Origin of the sequence: Leptolyngbya sp. AN10, from assembly GCF_050565645.1 — a bacterium.
Lineage (GTDB): Bacteria > Cyanobacteriota > Cyanobacteriia > Leptolyngbyales > Leptolyngbyaceae > Leptolyngbya.
The window spans coordinates 1-16,095 of the sequence record NZ_JBNXVP010000014.1 but is presented as its reverse complement, the minus strand read 5'-3'; the positions used below and the strand labels follow the sequence as shown (position 1 = coordinate 16,095).

General features: G+C 47.8%; 18 protein-coding genes. 14 read left to right on the top strand and 4 right to left on the bottom strand.

Translation table 11 applies throughout. The features are described from left to right. Positions 1–31: 31 nt before the first annotated feature. Complete coding sequence (gene cas12k / locus ACQ4M5_RS19825; protein ID WP_430677400.1) at positions 32–1,231, bottom strand: type V CRISPR-associated protein Cas12k; 1,200 nt, start codon at positions 1,229–1,231, stop codon at positions 32–34. Between the two features lie 410 nt (positions 1,232–1,641). After that, the gene (locus ACQ4M5_RS19820) at positions 1,642–1,992 is read right to left on the bottom strand and encodes a hypothetical protein (RefSeq protein WP_430677399.1); all 351 of its coding nucleotides are present in this window, start codon (positions 1,990–1,992) and stop codon (positions 1,642–1,644) included. Positions 1,993–2,197: 205 nt separating this feature from the next. Here ACQ4M5_RS19820 and ACQ4M5_RS19815 point away from each other — a divergent pair, with 205 nt between their 5' ends. From ACQ4M5_RS19815 to ACQ4M5_RS19775, 9 genes are all read left to right on the top strand, one after another. Beyond that, positions 2,198–2,572 (top strand): hypothetical protein, encoded by a 375-nt coding sequence (locus ACQ4M5_RS19815; RefSeq protein WP_430677398.1) that lies wholly within the window; start codon positions 2,198–2,200, stop codon positions 2,570–2,572. Between the two features lie 233 nt (positions 2,573–2,805). Continuing rightward, complete coding sequence (locus tag ACQ4M5_RS19810; RefSeq protein ID WP_430677397.1) at positions 2,806–4,680, top strand: GmrSD restriction endonuclease domain-containing protein; 1,875 nt, start codon at positions 2,806–2,808, stop codon at positions 4,678–4,680. Then, on the top strand, positions 4,677–5,765 hold the full coding sequence (locus ACQ4M5_RS19805) for a hypothetical protein (protein WP_430677396.1): 1,089 nt from the start codon (positions 4,677–4,679) through the stop codon (positions 5,763–5,765). The genes ACQ4M5_RS19810 and ACQ4M5_RS19805 overlap by 4 nt, the downstream gene beginning before the upstream one ends. Positions 5,766–5,801: 36 nt before the next feature. After that, positions 5,802–6,203 carry a hypothetical protein gene (locus ACQ4M5_RS19800; protein WP_430677395.1) on the top strand — a complete coding sequence of 134 codons (402 nt, stop codon included), beginning with the start codon at positions 5,802–5,804 and terminating at the stop codon, positions 6,201–6,203. A gap of 87 nt (positions 6,204–6,290) precedes the next feature. Next, positions 6,291–7,013 (top strand): hypothetical protein, encoded by a 723-nt coding sequence (locus tag ACQ4M5_RS19795; RefSeq protein ID WP_430677394.1) that lies wholly within the window; start codon positions 6,291–6,293, stop codon positions 7,011–7,013. A 92-nt stretch (positions 7,014–7,105) separates the two neighbouring features. Then, complete coding sequence (locus ACQ4M5_RS19790; RefSeq protein ID WP_430677393.1) at positions 7,106–8,020, top strand: TIM barrel protein; 915 nt, start codon at positions 7,106–7,108, stop codon at positions 8,018–8,020. Positions 8,021–8,100: 80 nt separating this feature from the next. Continuing rightward, entirely contained in the window at positions 8,101–8,589 is a 489-nt protein-coding gene (locus tag ACQ4M5_RS19785; RefSeq protein WP_430677392.1) for a hypothetical protein, read from the top strand. A 175-nt stretch (positions 8,590–8,764) separates the two neighbouring features. Then, positions 8,765–9,013 (top strand): hypothetical protein, encoded by a 249-nt coding sequence (locus ACQ4M5_RS19780; RefSeq protein WP_430677391.1) that lies wholly within the window; start codon positions 8,765–8,767, stop codon positions 9,011–9,013. A 529-nt stretch (positions 9,014–9,542) separates the two neighbouring features. Further along, the gene (locus ACQ4M5_RS19775) at positions 9,543–10,043 is read left to right on the top strand and encodes a DUF4240 domain-containing protein (RefSeq protein WP_430677390.1); all 501 of its coding nucleotides are present in this window, start codon (positions 9,543–9,545) and stop codon (positions 10,041–10,043) included. A 498-nt stretch (positions 10,044–10,541) separates the two neighbouring features. Here the strand turns inward: ACQ4M5_RS19775 and ACQ4M5_RS19770 are convergent, their stop codons facing one another. Next, positions 10,542–10,832, bottom strand: coding sequence for a hypothetical protein (locus ACQ4M5_RS19770; protein ID WP_430677389.1), 291 nt, complete (start codon positions 10,830–10,832; stop codon positions 10,542–10,544). A gap of 32 nt (positions 10,833–10,864) precedes the next feature. Between ACQ4M5_RS19770 and ACQ4M5_RS19765 the strand changes: the two genes are divergently transcribed. Then, a complete protein-coding gene (locus tag ACQ4M5_RS19765; protein ID WP_430677388.1) occupies positions 10,865–11,431 on the top strand; it encodes a hypothetical protein in 567 nt (188 codons plus the stop codon). A 62-nt stretch (positions 11,432–11,493) separates the two neighbouring features. Here ACQ4M5_RS19765 and ACQ4M5_RS19760 read toward each other — a convergent pair whose 3' ends face one another. After that, positions 11,494–11,688 carry a CU044_2847 family protein gene (locus tag ACQ4M5_RS19760; RefSeq protein ID WP_430677566.1) on the bottom strand — a complete coding sequence of 65 codons (195 nt, stop codon included), beginning with the start codon at positions 11,686–11,688 and terminating at the stop codon, positions 11,494–11,496. A 915-nt stretch (positions 11,689–12,603) separates the two neighbouring features. Here ACQ4M5_RS19760 and ACQ4M5_RS19755 point away from each other — a divergent pair. The 4 genes from ACQ4M5_RS19755 to ACQ4M5_RS19740 all read left to right on the top strand — a co-directional run. Next, the gene (locus ACQ4M5_RS19755) at positions 12,604–13,023 is read left to right on the top strand and encodes an iron uptake porin (protein ID WP_430677387.1); all 420 of its coding nucleotides are present in this window, start codon (positions 12,604–12,606) and stop codon (positions 13,021–13,023) included. An 8-nt stretch (positions 13,024–13,031) separates the two neighbouring features. Further along, positions 13,032–13,454: a hypothetical protein gene (locus ACQ4M5_RS19750; protein WP_430677386.1), complete on the top strand. Its 423-nt coding sequence runs from the start codon at positions 13,032–13,034 to the stop codon at positions 13,452–13,454. Between the two features lie 18 nt (positions 13,455–13,472). Next, entirely contained in the window at positions 13,473–14,858 is a 1,386-nt protein-coding gene (locus ACQ4M5_RS19745; protein WP_430677385.1) for a trypsin-like peptidase domain-containing protein, read from the top strand. Between the two features lie 693 nt (positions 14,859–15,551). After that, positions 15,552–16,095: hypothetical protein (locus tag ACQ4M5_RS19740; protein WP_430677384.1), on the top strand; the 544-nt coding region annotated here is incomplete at its 3' end.

The following is a 16,095-nucleotide window of genomic DNA, read 5'->3' as shown; positions in this document are numbered from 1 at the left end:
TACCCTACCGCGTTCTCATGGCTTTGGATAGTCAAAAGTCATAATGAGAATTGCTGCCCAATTGCCGATGTCCGCAAAACAGTTGAAATTGATATTTCCGCATCGAGTGAAATGAGACGCAGATACGCTCTTGCGGCACTCTGCGGCGCTTCTGGCGTTTGCTGCGACGCTTTTTCGGTCGAGTGGAAGGAACAGGTTCAGGCAGCGATTCGCTCTGCGAGGTTCCGACGGATCGTGCTTGCCGAACGACGGGTTCCTTTGACCAATGCAAATCGGTTCCCGTGCGAAACATCAGAGGATACGGCGTTTCCTCAAACAACCGAATTTGCCGCTGCTCACTCCATTTCTCTAACTCTCTTTGATCGACTTCTGCATCGCCTTCAAACTGCAAATCGGGGGGTGTCTTGAGCCTCGGATCAATTTGTCGCCGAATCAACCAGCGTTCTAGGTCTGCTTGATATGCTTCTGGACCTCCGCTCAAAACTGGACCTGCGATCGCAGCATTGATTTCTGCCTCAAACCGATCTCCCAATGGATCGCGCCCCTTTGGATACTGGGCTTTTAGCTGCTGCTCTAAGTTCTCAATTTCTTTCTGCTTAATTGCGATCGCTTTTTGAAGTTCGTCTGGCTCCAACATCGGTTCGCCCACCTCGTATTGGCGCTGAATCAGGTAGACGATCGCGCACTGCGTCAGCGCACTAGACGTTGTTTCATGGTGTTGCAGGAGGGTGTTGAACAGGCTACGTTTTGGGTCTGTTCCAGGTCGGGATTCGGTCGCCTCCAAAACCTCTTGACGCGCTGCGTTTAAGACTTGCTGTGCAGTGTCCAAGAGTTGGGATTCGCTAAACTTATGAAGCGGCATATACTCTGAGTAAAGCAGCAAAGCAGCAAGCCATCTTTGACTTCCTTTGAGCGACAAAATGGTCTTGCTTTGCTGAGCAAACCAAGCTTTGTAGCAGTCTGTAACTAGATGTCCTGCTGAGGCGTACCAGCGCTGAGGCATACCCGCAAACGCTCCCTGCTTTTTCCAGGGTGCAATCAGGCGATCAACGGCAGCTTTCTCAACTTCACCCTCCGCTTGCCACTTTGGAAAATTAGGCTCTTGGGGAATTTGTTGAAACAATTTGTTGATCAATAGCGTGTAGGTTACGCTGTACTTCCAAAGGATTTCGAGAACGCTTTCGGGGGCTTTCAGCCATGCGTGAATCGTTCGCAGTAGTTTTTTCTCCACTTGTCTGTCTCTCCACGGGTGGGGGTAGCAAAGATGCGAAAGTCGAGTGGTTAGTCTTGGCTTTAATGCCTATCCTACAGAAGTTCAGAGGATATATAGGATGTAAGGCGCTATAAATTTGGCTCAGATTGATAGCATTGGTTTAGAGAGGGCATCACGAAGGCTGAAACTTGGACACACTCAAATTTCTACTACTGAATGGTTCTCTTTTCCTTAGTCTTGGATAATCTCTTTTTCCATTGTTACTCGAAACTAGAGATCGGAGCTAGACGAGTATAATTCTGCACTCATTGTGATCGCGCATCGACTTTAGGCAACGGGCAACCTTGTCAGGAAATCTTGAAATAAGTACGCTAATCACTGGAATATCAGCTTCTCAACATTGCAATATTCCCCTGTAAATGTCTTCCTTACACAAGTTTGGCTAACATCTGCCTCCACTGCTCAATTTGCTGTTGGACTGTTTCCGCTCCAGAATTTGTCGTTGAGGACTCCTGCAATCGGTCTGATAATTCTGCCTCAGCCCTCTCAATTAGATGCTGAAGTGCCTCACGAAGTATTTCCTTGTCCGCATCAGAAATCACAGATAAGAGCCGTCGCCCGATCTGCTCCACAAACTCCGATCGCGACAGCCCGATCGCTGCCGCCTGCTCATCAAGTCCTTGCACACTGGTGCTGGTCAGCGATAAATTCACCTGCCCTTTCACCTCATCGTACAGTTCTGGCTGTCCGCGCAATTTTTTCTGCCCTTTTTTAGGCATGAGCCTCTTACTCACACTATATGACAAGTTAGAGGCTATATAGTGACTGAATGGCTTAAAATTGCTTTCAGAGGCTATATAGTCTCAAAATCCGTCAAGCTAGGATTGGATTGGTCCCCGGTGCTAGCTTGACTTCTGGTGTTGGTTGAATCACTTGAGACGACTAGACTATCGTAGAACGGGCACAGTCTGATCAGCGAAGACCGTGGAGACCGCTGCGATTTCGGTCTTGTTGTTGCATTCAACCGGAGTGTGGTGTGATGGCAATGGCATGGCGAAACAAAATTTATCAGTACTAACGGCGATCTCAGTGTTGCGTCAATGCCCGCTGGAACCCTCGCAGTACTGTGAACGATGGGTCACGATCGATCCGGCACAAAGTTATCGAAAAGCTTGTATTCGAGCGCTGGCTCAGGCAACCAAACTGAGTCCAGGCACGATTGAGAATTGGGGACCGAATTTTCAGCGCCGCCCCAAAGCAGTTCTGTATCTACTCCGGCAAGTTGATTTGCTCAATCAGTTTCAACATCTTCATCAGACGGGTGTGATCACCGTCCCACACGACTCCTTGCATGAATAAAAAATCATGATGTCTGAGTAAGTCACCGCAAAAAGCCTTGAATTTGTTTAACTCAGTCTTTAAGCTACAGCATGACGATAGTACACAGGTTTTAGAGATCAAGACTGCACTGAATCAGTGAGAGTTCTCGATCGTAATTTTGTAATGCCAATTTTGCATTCGGCAATCATTGCTCAAAACCATTTAAATCCACCGCTTTGTTTTGATTACTCGCTCACCTCCTACAGGACTCAATGGTGAATTCGATCATTTCCAATTTCGACATTACGAAAGAAGCGCTGCCAGATCTACTGTTGCGAATCAGTCAAGGCAAAGTACAGATTCCCGACTTGCAGCGCAGTTTTTGCTGGACAGATGATCTCGTGATTCAACTGCTTGCGAGTGTCAGTCAGGGTTGGCCCGTTGGCTCGATTCTGTTATTAGAGCAAACTAACGATGCTGCTCACGACACAAAATCCGGTAATCGGCAATTTCGACCGCGTCCGGTTGAGGGAACACACTGCACAAATGTGATACCGACGCACTTGATTTTAGATGGGCAACAGCGGGCAACCGCCTTGTTTATGACGTTGTTCTCTAACGCACCAGTTCTTATTAAAGATAAGCGAACCCGCAAAACGAGTCGGCGCTGCTACTACCTCGATATGGCGAAAGCGATCGATACCACAGTTGATCGCGAAGCTGCGATTATCAGTGTTGCTTGTCGATCGTCTCGTACAACCAGTGAATCTACTTCCGGTTTTTCCGCAGAAACACAGTACCAATCCGCCCTATTTCCGGTAGCACAAGTCTTTTCTTATGCTCAATGGCGGCAGCAATACTCGCAGTACTGGAACTACTGTCGAGAGAAGTTAGCGCTGCTAGATCGGTTCGAGCAAGATGTTATCAAACGCTTCGAGCATTATCAAATTCCAGTGATTCAACTCAAACCTGAACTGCCCAAAGTTGCGGTATGTCGCGTGTTTGAAAAAACGAATACACAAAGTACCGAACTGAACTTCTTTGACTTAGCGACTGCGTGTTTTGCAGGTGCGGACTTTTCCTTGCGTGACGATTGGATTATGCGCGAACAGCGCATAAAGCAGCATCAAGTCCTGCAATCCCTGCGCGACATGGACTTCTTAGCCTGCGTTACCTTGGTTGCTACCTATACCCGACGACAGCAAGTTCTTAAAACCTTGCTAAAGCAAACCAACGCCCTGCCACAAAAGCTGCCTGCGGTTGCCTGTGGACGAGCCGAAGTCCTCGATCTATCTGTCGATGAGTATCGTAACCTTGCCGAGCGAGTAACGATCGGCTACGAAGCGGCAGCACGATTTCTACATGGACAAAAAGTGTTAGCGGCTGAAGAAGTGCCATATCAGATTCAACTGGTTGCACTTGCCGCGATTTTAACTGTGACGGGATACCCGACCGAGCAAGCCCGCACAAAATTAGCGCAATGGTTTTGGTGTGGTAGTTGTACCGCGCTTTATACTTCCTGGCATGAAGTGCGAGCATCAAAAGACATGGTAGAGGTTCCAGACTGGTTGCTCACAGATCACGCTGTTCCTTCTACGATTCTCGAAGCATCGTTCACGCCCTCACGGTTACTAGCAGTACAGCGACGGCATGGGGCAATTTTTAAGAGTGTCAATGCACTGCTCCGACGAGAAGGCGCGATCGACTTTGCCACTGGAGAAACATTGGCAGATGTGCAAGGCTTTCGTGCTGCGATCGACAGTCATCACGTTTTCCCGATTGCATATTGCAAAGACCAAGGCATTCTAGCGACTCAGTATAACTGTTTGGTCAACCGCACACCCTTGTCACAATTGAGTAACCAGCGCATTGGGAGTAAAGCGCCTAGCCAGTATTTACAAGCTCTAGTCAATCAAGGCATTCCCAAAGCTCGACTGGATGCAATTCTACGATCGCATTGTATTGAGCCAGAAACGCTATGGAGTGATGATTTTGAAGCTTTTCTCACTGCTCGTACCGTAGCCTTGTTTGAATTAGTAACCAAAGCAATGGGAAAAGAACTAAGTGGCAATTGGATTGAGATTCATCCCCGTAGCAGTCGTGTTGTAGTTGGTACCTCAGCAAAACGACAACGCGATAGCGCGTGACCAGCATTGCTCGATCGACTCCGATCGCGACGTTTTCTCACAGTCCACCGAACTCACTATTCGAGGAAAGAACGATGTCTTTATTTGCCATTCTCCACGCCGATGCCGAAGGTTTACATCCTTGCAGTTGCAGCATTGTCGAAGCTGAGTCCGAAACAGAAATTGCCGCTCATATTCTGACTCATTCTCAACTGTGGTACCCACTTCTCGCTCAAGCTTATACCCCGGAAGATCGCCAACCGCTGTGGGAACGACTTCAGCAAGGATCGCTTTTGACCGAAGCCCTAATCGAACAGATCAATCGCACCGATTCTTATCAAGATTCTGCCGAACAAGTGCGAATTGTCCCCATTGAAGTGCAAACACTCCCCAATCTCCGACTTCACACCCGTTGGTCAATGCTCGGCTCCTGGATCATCGAGTCAATTCCCAAAATAACTTCATCGACTCTGCCCACATCGCTCGATACTTTGCTCGCCGAAATCGCGGAGTCTCGCTGGCGCGATCGTCAAACACTGAAAGCACACCTGCACGAAATTCACCGCTACTTTGCTGAGCAGATGCAGCACTTGCATCACCAAGAGCAAGTACTAATGGCAGCTCATACCACTCAACTCGCCCAGCTCCGTTCATATCTTGCTGCGGATGCACGATCGCTGTTCAAGACGGCGGTGTTTCAACAGTTTGTTAAGGAAGTACTAACGCTGCATCCGGCTGCGCCTTGGGGCTTGTCAGATAACTTCGAGCAGTGGATACTGGGCGATCAGCCAGTGCAGATTGAAGCAATTCAGTCGATTACATATGAGATCGCATCAGCTTCGGTCGAGGTACAGATGCAGGTACGACTTGGTACTTGGGTGCAATCGGTGCAAGTCTCGTTTGCTGTTCCACCGGATGCGGTTGATCGCACAGTGCAATGGCAGAAGGTTCTGGAGCAATTTGAGCCAACGCTTGCAAATATGACGATCGCTGTTGAACTGCAAGCGTTGGTAGTACAAGAGCTGACTGCAATTGTGGTATTTGTGGCACAAACTTTCTTCTTACCTAGATTAATCGATCGCGTTCCAGACCCAGGAATGGTGTGATCAACTGTGGTGGGCACCCTGTTTTAGAGTAAAACGATGCTGTGGAACAATACGAAGCCAATTGGTGACTGTAGCAGTCAAGAAATTGCGATCGCGCAGTTGATCAATGCTAGCTCCGGACGCTTTGATGCGGCTCAAGTGTTGCGCGACCTCGAAGCGCATCGCTCCTTGTGGAGATCGTTCCTCATGGGGCGACCGTTTCTGCGGGGCGATGAAGCCGGACTGCCAGCCTGCGGCTTACTGCCGCTACGGGACTTAGAACAACACTGGAACCTAGACACGCTGTACATCCTGGCACAATCCGAAGCGAGTGTTGCTCCACTGCTTCAGATGGCGGATGCTTGGGGGTGCGGAGTGGGGCAATACACGTTGGAGCAAGCAGAACGATTGTTGGGGACAGGTCTCCCCGCTCCGATCGTCTGGGCGTGGTGGGATTAAGTCACTCAGCTCCTTGCCCCATTACGGTTGATCTGAACTCGGGAAAGCAATACAAATGTACGATACTCACTTTATCCTTCTACGGTTATGACACTTTCTCTTGACCTTGAGGGCTACCAAGCCTTGCGCCGATCCCATCAAGCCCAAATCGAACCTCGTCTCGCTCAACTGAGTCAGACCATCACTCAGCAGATCCAGGCATTAGACGCGGAAGAACACGGTTTCATTGAGCAGTCTGCCGTTGTGATTGCACAATTGCAGTCCCTGATCGCCCCTGATGTTCGTTGTTTGTTGGGGGAAGTCGCCTTTCGCAACCAGATGACGGATGGGTTCTCCACTGGCTCGCGCTTAGCGAGTGACAAACCGGAACTCAGTGCAGATTTCGAGACTTGGATCTTGCATGATTTACCGTTTCCCGTTGTGCTGATCGAACACCGAGTCGATGTGGATGACTGGGCATACAACGATGAAAGTTACTACACGGAGTACCGGTATGAGTTGGTGATCGGGATCGGGAGTTGGACGAGATCGATCGGAGCGGCGATCTCTCAATTAATTCCAGGCAATCCGATGCACTATCGCCGGTGTGAATTCGAGCAGCAGCAGTACGAACTGGCGTATCAATTGAAGCCGACGCAGCGTTGGAGTGAGCTACCCGCCCCCCAGTTTACGGAGTTGGATTGGTCGATCGAGCAACAAGAGCAATTACGCCAAGAACTGAGTTGTGTCTTGGCATTTGTCGGCGATTTACTCACCCTGCACCCCCTAGTTGCGACATTCCGCTATCCGATGCGACGCTCGATCGATTGATTGACAGATTGTTATCCCTTGGGCTGCGCCGTTCGCTTGCTCATGCGTACGCCCGTACAAGTGCAGTTGAAGTCCCTGATGGAGGCAAGTGTATGAGTAATTTGTGGATCAGTTTATCGACCTATGGGGGAGTCACGACGCGCACTGCGCTCGACGTGTTGTGGGCAGCAGGCACTCGGCAAGTGGAGTTAGCGGTGCCTTGGCTCTCGCGAAGCGAGTTCGGAGTCAAACCGACCCTGGATACGACTGCCGTGCTACAGCACTATCGGCAACGGGGAATGCAGTATCGCGCGCATCATGCGATCGGCTGGCAGGAACATCGATCGGTCAACCTGGCACAGCGCTTTGATGCAGGCTATTTTGAGCGGTTGACCGATTGGCTGGCGGTGATGCAAATCGAAGCGTATTCTGTCCATGCAGGTCGCGTACTTGCTCAGCACGATGCGATCTCAGATTGGGAAAGATTTTTGCGGCATCTCCAACAGCTTCAAGCACTCTGTTACGAGCACGTACCCGTGTGCCAAAGGCATCGCAGTATTCGGCCAGGAGTAGAAACAATGTATCCAGACCCGTCTGATTCCGCTGGACAATATCTGCTGCAAACTGCACAAGAGGTCGAAGCTCTGCTTGCAGTACTTCCGAACGTCGAGCTTGTAGTAGACCTAGCACACTTGAATCTGTGGCATCGTGAGACCCTTGCTGAGAAATTGCAGGTCTTGAACCTCGCCCCAAATCGGGTGCTGGAAATTCACATCTCGGACAACGATGGTTATCAAGACAATCACACAATGGTTACGCCAACGACGTGGTGGGTTCCACATATCGAACAATTTCCGCCCCACGTCCCGATCGTGCTGGAAAGCCGCATGAATGGTCAGACCAGTGAGCAAATTCGCCAGCAGATTCAGCGCATTCAAACACTGGTTACGCCTCAGTTCCACTCAGATGAGTCATGGCGGAATCGTGGCAGACAAGTGGGCGAAAAAGCAAAACAGATAGCGAACTAAAAGGAAGTTTCTGTCTTCAAACAGTCGCCAATCGGCATGAATGAGAACAAGCAAGATACTAGGTCAGGAGAAATAGGGTTATGGGGCACTTAGTTTACTATTCATTTCATCACGTTCGTATTCCTAAGACTCAGGTTGCGGCAGCACTCACGGCGATTCACACGCTTTACCAGCCAGAGATGATCGAGCAGTTCGGCACAGCTATGACCTACGACCGCACGACCAATACGACGAAAAAAGGCTATCGAGGGGGACATTTGCCGCCAGTTGAGGGGTTTACCACGTTGATTGAAGCATTAAGGGCTTGGTCATTGGGGGCTGTGCAGGAACCGGATGGCAGTGTTGCGATCATAGAGTATCGGGCTGATAAAGCTGGAGATGAGTCTGTGCTATTTGCAGCAATCTCGCCCTTTGTAGACACAAGCTGCAATCCTAGAATTGATGTGTTTCAGGACAACCATGAACATTGGCGACATTGTTTCTCGGATGGACAGTACCGAGAAGTTCCCGGTAGGGTGGTTTACGCCGATGAGTATCCAGAGTTATTCAATCAAACAGGATTGCTGTAATGACGGTTTTGAATATTTCTGCCGATAGCGAATCGTTCAGGCCAAGCCAGCCTATTGCCAAGGACTAGTTGATCCGCAAAATCTTGTGAATCGCTATCGATGTGAATTCAGTTCCCAAGCGAGTTTTTCATCGTCATCGTTGAATCATTTCCAACACAGCAAGAGGTAAGGAACAATGGCATGTCAAGGAGCCGTTCCGCCCACTGAGGCAGAGGTCAAACAAGTGGTACAAGACGTGATGGCACTGTTGTCCTCGAAGTACTACGTCTATCGAGGACCGATCGAGCAGTACAGAATACGGATGATGCCAACCCTGAGGAAAGAAGAGATCCAACGGCGGCAACAGCAGCGCCAAGCCGCCGATGAGGCACTGGAACGCGGCATTTATGAAGTGCTGTGGCAAGACCGCTGTGAGAGTTTTTAGCAGGCATTGCTCAACCCGTGTGAAGTGATCGTTCGTTCCCTGTCAGTTTAGTCTAAGCAAAATCGATTTCACACCTCTCGGATTCGGTACGACCTCAGTCTGAACAGGCTTACAGCCATCATCATGGCAACTCCGGTTTGAACTGTATTGTGGAGGAATATGCGATGGCGACCCTAGCAGAGATCGAGATGCCGAAGCAACAACTCGATACCCACCGCCCATTGATCAACTGAAGTTGACCTATCACTTGATCGCGCTTGAACCTCTACAAACAATGCTTGGCTGAGTGAAATCGTGTTGTGACAGATAGAAAGTAGATGGGTGAGATTAATCGTAAGATGCGTTTCGACTCCGCTCAACGCGCAACACCCGATTCTTCGAGGGTTGAGCGCAGTCGAAACCCAAACCCAACGAGCGGTTTAATTTGGCTCTCCTACTAAATGAAGAGGATCAGAGTGGGTGCATCTGCGAGGTTGAAGCCATCAGTCAAGCGAGTTTTGAAAGACCAAGCACTAAAACGGAGAGTCTCATGACTGAAGTAGAATTTTGGGAGTTGATTGAGCAGAGCCGACCGGAAGTGAATGATTGTGCCACACAAACTATTCAGTTACAGCAGATTCTTTCTCAGCTTTCCCCGGATCGGATTGTTCAATTTCAGCAGATTTTTCATGACAAGATTGTTGAAGCATACCGATGGGATTTGTGGGGAGTCGCAGCGCTGATTCAAGGCTTTTGTTCGGATGATGGCTTTGAGTACTTTTGTCGCTGGTTAGTCGGTCAGGGACGCGAGGCGTTTGTCAATGCGATCGCAGATCCAGAAACAGTCGCTGATCTGCTCGATCATCAGAACCAGATGATTGAATGTGAGGAGCTATTCTATGCTGCTCTTTTCGCCTATGAAGCGATGACAGGTGAGATTATACCAGAGCTTGACGTTCACTATCCCAGACATCCAGCAGGCGAACGGTGGACAGATGGACAACTCGCTGAGCAATTTCCAAAAGTGGTATCAAGATATCCGCCTTGTTAGAAAACTGTGAACAAGTGGGGCATAACAACATCTCATGATGGAACTTCATCAAACACGGCTCCAATTTTTGATGGCTACCAAGCATCAGGATAGTTGAGCGAAAGTACTTCATTGTTCGATTATTCGAGCAATGCCACTACCCAAGAGGTAGACGACGGCAACCCATAACATTACCGGTAAAATTCCTACAAGACCGCAAAGCGCTCGCATTTCATTTGATAGGAACTTGTCGATAAAATGATGAGTAGGTGCAACGATTGCTAAATTCATAGCAAAAGAATGGGAGAGAATCAGCACAGAATTTACTCAGAATCCCTACACATACGGATTGCCGAAGCGTGAGTATGGCTCAGTCGTGCTAGTAAGCTTCAATATTGGTAAGCTCGGTGCAAAGAAGAAATGTAACGGACGTGAGGTGGAATGCAAAGAATTATTCTATGCGGGAGTGGAAGCGTATGAGATCGTCACAGATGAGATGATTCCTGATGTAGAGATAAGCTATCCCTGCTCACCGGCAATTCCTGGACAGCCGCAGAGGTAGTCCAACGTTTCCCTCAAGTGGCGCGAAAGTTTGGCATTCCGAAGCCAATGACGAACGGCGAGTGATAGATTTAGTGTTGGATTTGCTTCAGCAACAAGGTGCAACAAGTAGGTATGAGAACGTTCGGTTAGGCTTTTCACGATGGCTCTGACTTCACCTTGCAAACACATTACACAGTTTTGACATTCAATGCGACCTACGGCTTGCGTCCCAACAGGTAAGATCAGATACGACAGAGAATCGAGCATACCCGCTTCATCCAACTTAGGCAGTGCGAAAAATGCGGCTCGGGCAATATCTGACGCTTGAAGAGTTATGTACCTGTACACAAACATACCAAAAGTATGTGGCTCAGATTAATCCTTACCCTGAGAACCTGCAAGAGACAATTCCAGCATTAGAAGCCCTATGTCAACATATTCTCGATCCTACGATCGCTCACTTTGGTCGGGAGCGGTTCCAGTTGACCTATGGCTTCTGCTCAAAGAACTTAAAGCGGTTTCTGAGTCAGAAAGATCCAGAGACAGGCATCAAAAACGGACGAGTTGATCCGAGTCGAGATCAGCACATGGCGCATGAGAAGAATCGAAACGGCAAGTATTACTGCGATCGCTTAGGTGCTGCCTGTGATTTTCGGATTGTGGGGGTGGAGAGCGATCGGCTTGTCGAGTGGATTTTGGAACAGCGATCGCCGTTTGATTCACTGTATTTCTATGGCAGCGATCGACCGATTCACGTCAGCTATGGAACGCAACACAAGCGAGAAGTTCGGGCGTTTACAGAGAAGGGAGTTCTAACGCGGCGAGGGATTGAGCGTTGGGTTAAGTCGGCAAAAGAGCAGGTTTAGATAGAGCGATCACTGAATGAAATCGAGCGTGAAACAGCGATCGCAAAGAGAACCAATGCTTACTACTCCACTTTCTTGGGAAATTGGCATTTGACATTGATTTCCAAGTTACAGCCGCCTCTTGCATTGGCAATGTAGGGAACCCCTGCTTCACTGTTGATGCTAAATTTGAGGGTGACTTCGCTGACTTCTGTGATCGCGGCGCTCTTGAATGCGTTCAGCGTGTAAAGCGTATAGGCTCGGATAGTGTGTTCGATCGCTTGAAAATTCTAGGTGATTTGCTTCTGAGGGTCTTCTGTGAATAAACCTTCACACAGTAAGCTGCGCTGTGTGGATGGAGGGCAAGGCTAAATGGGGATGGATGAGATCGCAGTATCAATCGAAGCTAACTACTCATCTGCCGGAATTGGCGTAATTGAAGGGAGACGATTCAAGATGTCGATCGCTCGGCTTAGAGGGTTACGCTCGTTCGTTCCTTGGTATAGTCACTCATCTTCTTCAAATTATGCGCTGTGTATCTGAATGCTTCAGTTGAAGACCGGATTAACAAAATAACATTCTTAAATTTTTGTAGAGAATTCTCGATAAACTGAGAAATTACTGTAAATAAGTATAGTAAGTATCTCTAGCACTCTTTGGAATTAGCTTGGTGAGTGCGGCTCTGCGATCCTGGTAGCATTGAGGACAAGTTGTGATGAGCGGCACAAGAAATTTTTTATGCTTGACACTAGAGTGGATAGCAACGCTGTTTGCAATAATCTTTTCCCCGTTAAAAGAGGCTAGAACATTCGTCCTTCAGCGTTGGTGGCAGACTAATGGATTCAGGTTTTTGGTAGTTTAAAATTCCGATCTAGCTACAGTAGATACTCAAGAAATTGTCAGACCTGCAACCAAATTTCAATGCGTATGTAACAAGCGATCGACCCTAGAGGTGTTGGGATTCTCATAGTTGTAGCGCATTTTATTTCAATCATCCGCAGTGGTGAGAAAGCGGTCATTCAAGCAATTTACTGCTGACTGTGCCACAAGACAAAAATCGAGATGAGTTCTCAACTCAAATTCGCAGCTTAACCGCAGAAATTTTCTCTTCCTGCCCAGGTTTAGTATAGCGCTGCTGCGAACTGTCAAATAGGCAGGTAGACCATTGTTTACTATTTCTTGCGCGGTGTTTTATGTCTAAGCAAATTTGGCGAACAATTGCCTTATCGCTAACAGCAGTTCTTGTTACTCTATTTCTACTCATAGGTCAACTACTAATTGGTGGTGCAGAAGCTGCGACTCCACCAGCGTTGATTGCTCAGGTGACTAGCATCGATAAAGTCACTGATGTTGACTCCAATGATCCTTATTTCCAAGCGCTGAAATCGATGATGGAAAGATACGGTTGTATTGCCGCTTTCACAGATGGAACATTTCGGGGCTACAGACCGCTCACCCGAATCGAGTTGGCAGGTACACTCAATGCTTGTCTTGATAGGGCGAATGAATTAATAGCAGTAAGTACAGCAGATTTAGCAAAATCTGACGACTTAAAGATATCGAGGCGGCTATTAGATCAGATTCGTACTACAGTTACATCTCTAAGGAAATAGCATAATCTATGACTAAGCAACAATGGCGTTCAATTAGCCTTACTTTAGGAGCAATCTTATTTGGGCTAGTAGTGTGGGTTGGATCAACACCGCTGTCTAGTCAACTTCTTGCTCAAGTCACGTCAATGTCTCAGTGCCGTGGACTCAGCCCTGGGTCTTCGGAGTTTCAGACTGTTCAAAGTTTAATTGAACGGTATGAAATTGGTAGAGGAATAGCATGTAAAAATGGCAGATGGCGCGGCAGTGAGCACCCTGAAGTAAGAGCAGACGTTGCCGAATGGCTCGCAACTGGACTTGATCGGTTAAATGAATTGATTGCGGCTGCAACAGCAGATTTAGCCAAGAAGAATGAGATTGCTGAACTCAATCAGCAATATAAGCAAACGCTTGCTCAAGTTGAGGCACTTGAACAGCAACTCCGACCCCGCTAAACTTTAAGGTAATCCTGAATGATGATTCTCAAAAAGACGTGGGCGATTACTGTTGTATTCCTTCTCTGTATTTTTGCCTTTTCTTCGCCTATTCAAGCGACCATTCTGCATCTAGCTCAAGCAAGGGTGCCGATTTCTCAAAATGCTTATGCAGTTGCCAGAGCAACAACTGTATTGATTGGGCGTGACTTGAGCAAAGGACAAGTTGAGTCAGCGGAAGAGGCAAAGGATGCTGGTTCTGGTGTTATTATTGCACGAGAGTTAAACCGCGCCTCTTCTTTGGCGAAGCGAGATCCAAAGATTCGCTCTCTTTATCGATATTGGGTGATTACCAATGCCCATGTCGTTGATCTGGTAGATACACGATACGGCATCCGCACGGCTGATGGAGCAGTTCACCCAGAAGGAGGGATTTCAGGAGATACATTAAAGGAGTCAGAAAAGATCTTTGAACACATTCCTCAAATTTATCGGTTTGGACAGAGCTGCGACAATGCTAACTTAATAGACCAAGACTGCTTTCGTGGAACAGACTTAGCTGTTCTTACATTCTATAATGACAAAAAGTATCCAACTGTAGCTCTAGCAGATGTATCTTCTGCACTGTCTGAGCCGATTCTAGTATCTGGCTGGCCTCAGTCAAGTGCAAAGGGTAAGCGAGTTAGAAGAAATTTGATTGGGGAGATTAAACAAGTTATTCCAGTCGGGCAGATTCCAGGCAACTATACGCTCGAAACCACAATTCGAGGAAAGCAAGGCATTAGTGGTGGTCATGTCTTTAACCGAGATGGAGGTTTGATTGGAATTTACGGTAAAGGGCAAGGGGAGAAGGACCCGATCGGATCAGGGGACAATTATGCGATCGACATTGGACAATTTATTCAACTTCAATCTACAAAAGCACCCGGAGAGAAACAAGGATATCTAGCCGCCTTCACTCCTTCTGCACCACGTCTTGAATTATCAACCGCTAGAGAGGAGAATATCCTCAAGTTTGCCAAGCAACATGAGGATACTGGCGATAATATGACCAAGGCAGAGCGAAAGAATCTTTATTTTGCTGATCTACTACCCGATGATCCCCGTTGGCAAGCATTCGGATCATTAGAGACCCGATATGGCTGCTGGGCAAAGTTTTCGGATGGGACTACCGGTGGAGGTCTTCAGGAAAGGCGCGGGGAGTTTGTGCGGGATTTGAATACTTGTTTTGATCGAGTAAATGAGTTAATCGCCGCAGCAACAGCAGATATGGCAACTGTGGCTAGTCTTAAAGAGCTTCAGGGAAAGTTGGAGGCTTTAAACCAGCGAGTTGCGAAGTTGAAGGCTATTGGTTCAACATCTAGTCCTTCACGAACTGGTAGGTCATCTTCTAGTTTATCTGGATCGCTGATTCCAACTCAATAGCTTTACTCAGCTTTCGCTCTTCAGGCGCATACAGCCGATGTGCTGAGGATGTGTTATTCAGTTGGGCATCAATTCAGAGGGCTTTAGGAAACAACGAAGACAGGAAGATTGTTTGCCTCAAGTCTTCTCACTACATCAAGGCTTAAACTGGGTTCAAGCACGACAGATAAGCGAAGCTGCTGATCAACTACGCTGCCACTGCATTTCCTAGGTTCAGAATGTACCCTTTGAAGCGATAAAGAGATAGAATTGCCAAAATGTTTGGCTTCATCTACGCGATTATTGCAAAATGATGAGTAGTGCAGCGTCAACAATAGAAATTAAGGTTGGTGATCTCTTAAAATCCGTTTGATAGCTTTTTTCAGGCGTGCTTACTTTAATAGAGTTGTAACGCTGCACCAGGCAAAATTTGCGATTTAGGATAGTATCAGCCTCTTATAGCAAGGGGCATCTCGAAAAATTGTGCGATTCGTTGTGAGGTGAATCCATAACTACACCAACCATTAAGGTTGAACTCTTGATTTGATGTGGGTGAAAGCCCCACTAGCCAGACTCAGGTTTAACTCCCTGTGCCCACGAGATACGCAACCAGTGCAGAGATAAATGCTAGAAACAAGACAGAGAGGGGATTCTAAAGTTCGCTAAATTCGCTAAGAAAAGACATCGAGTTGTCCTGCATGGAGGCAGTTCCCGATGTCAGAAAACAATGTTAGCTTTACTGTAGCAGGTTTGTTAGAAGTTACCACCACAGAACAATCCAATCTTGCCATTCCAACTTGGTTAGCGGAAGCACTATTGGTAGGACAATACTGGAATCAGAGTGGCTTACTCGAACAGTTGCAGCAACAGGTTCGAGTCAGTCGCGGACGCATGGGACAGTATGAGGTGTGTGACTTTGTGCTTTTACTTCTCGCTTATGCGGTCAGTGGAGTCGAAACGTTAAAGTTGTTTTTCGAGCAGCTAGAGAGCGTTAAACCTGTGCTAATGTCAGTCTGGAAACGAGCAAGGTGTCCAGTCGCAGCGACCTTGAGTCGTTTTCTAGCCGATGTCGATGAATCTGCTGTTGAACAGTTGCGAAGCTTATTTGAGATGGATTTACTGGCACATCCAATTGAAATGAACACCGCAATGGGATTGAGTGACCGCACTGGAGCGCGATGGGTAATCTTTGATGTCGATGGCACGGTCAAGGCGACTCGACATCGTGCTTTAGTCAATGCACCAACGCATCCACAGG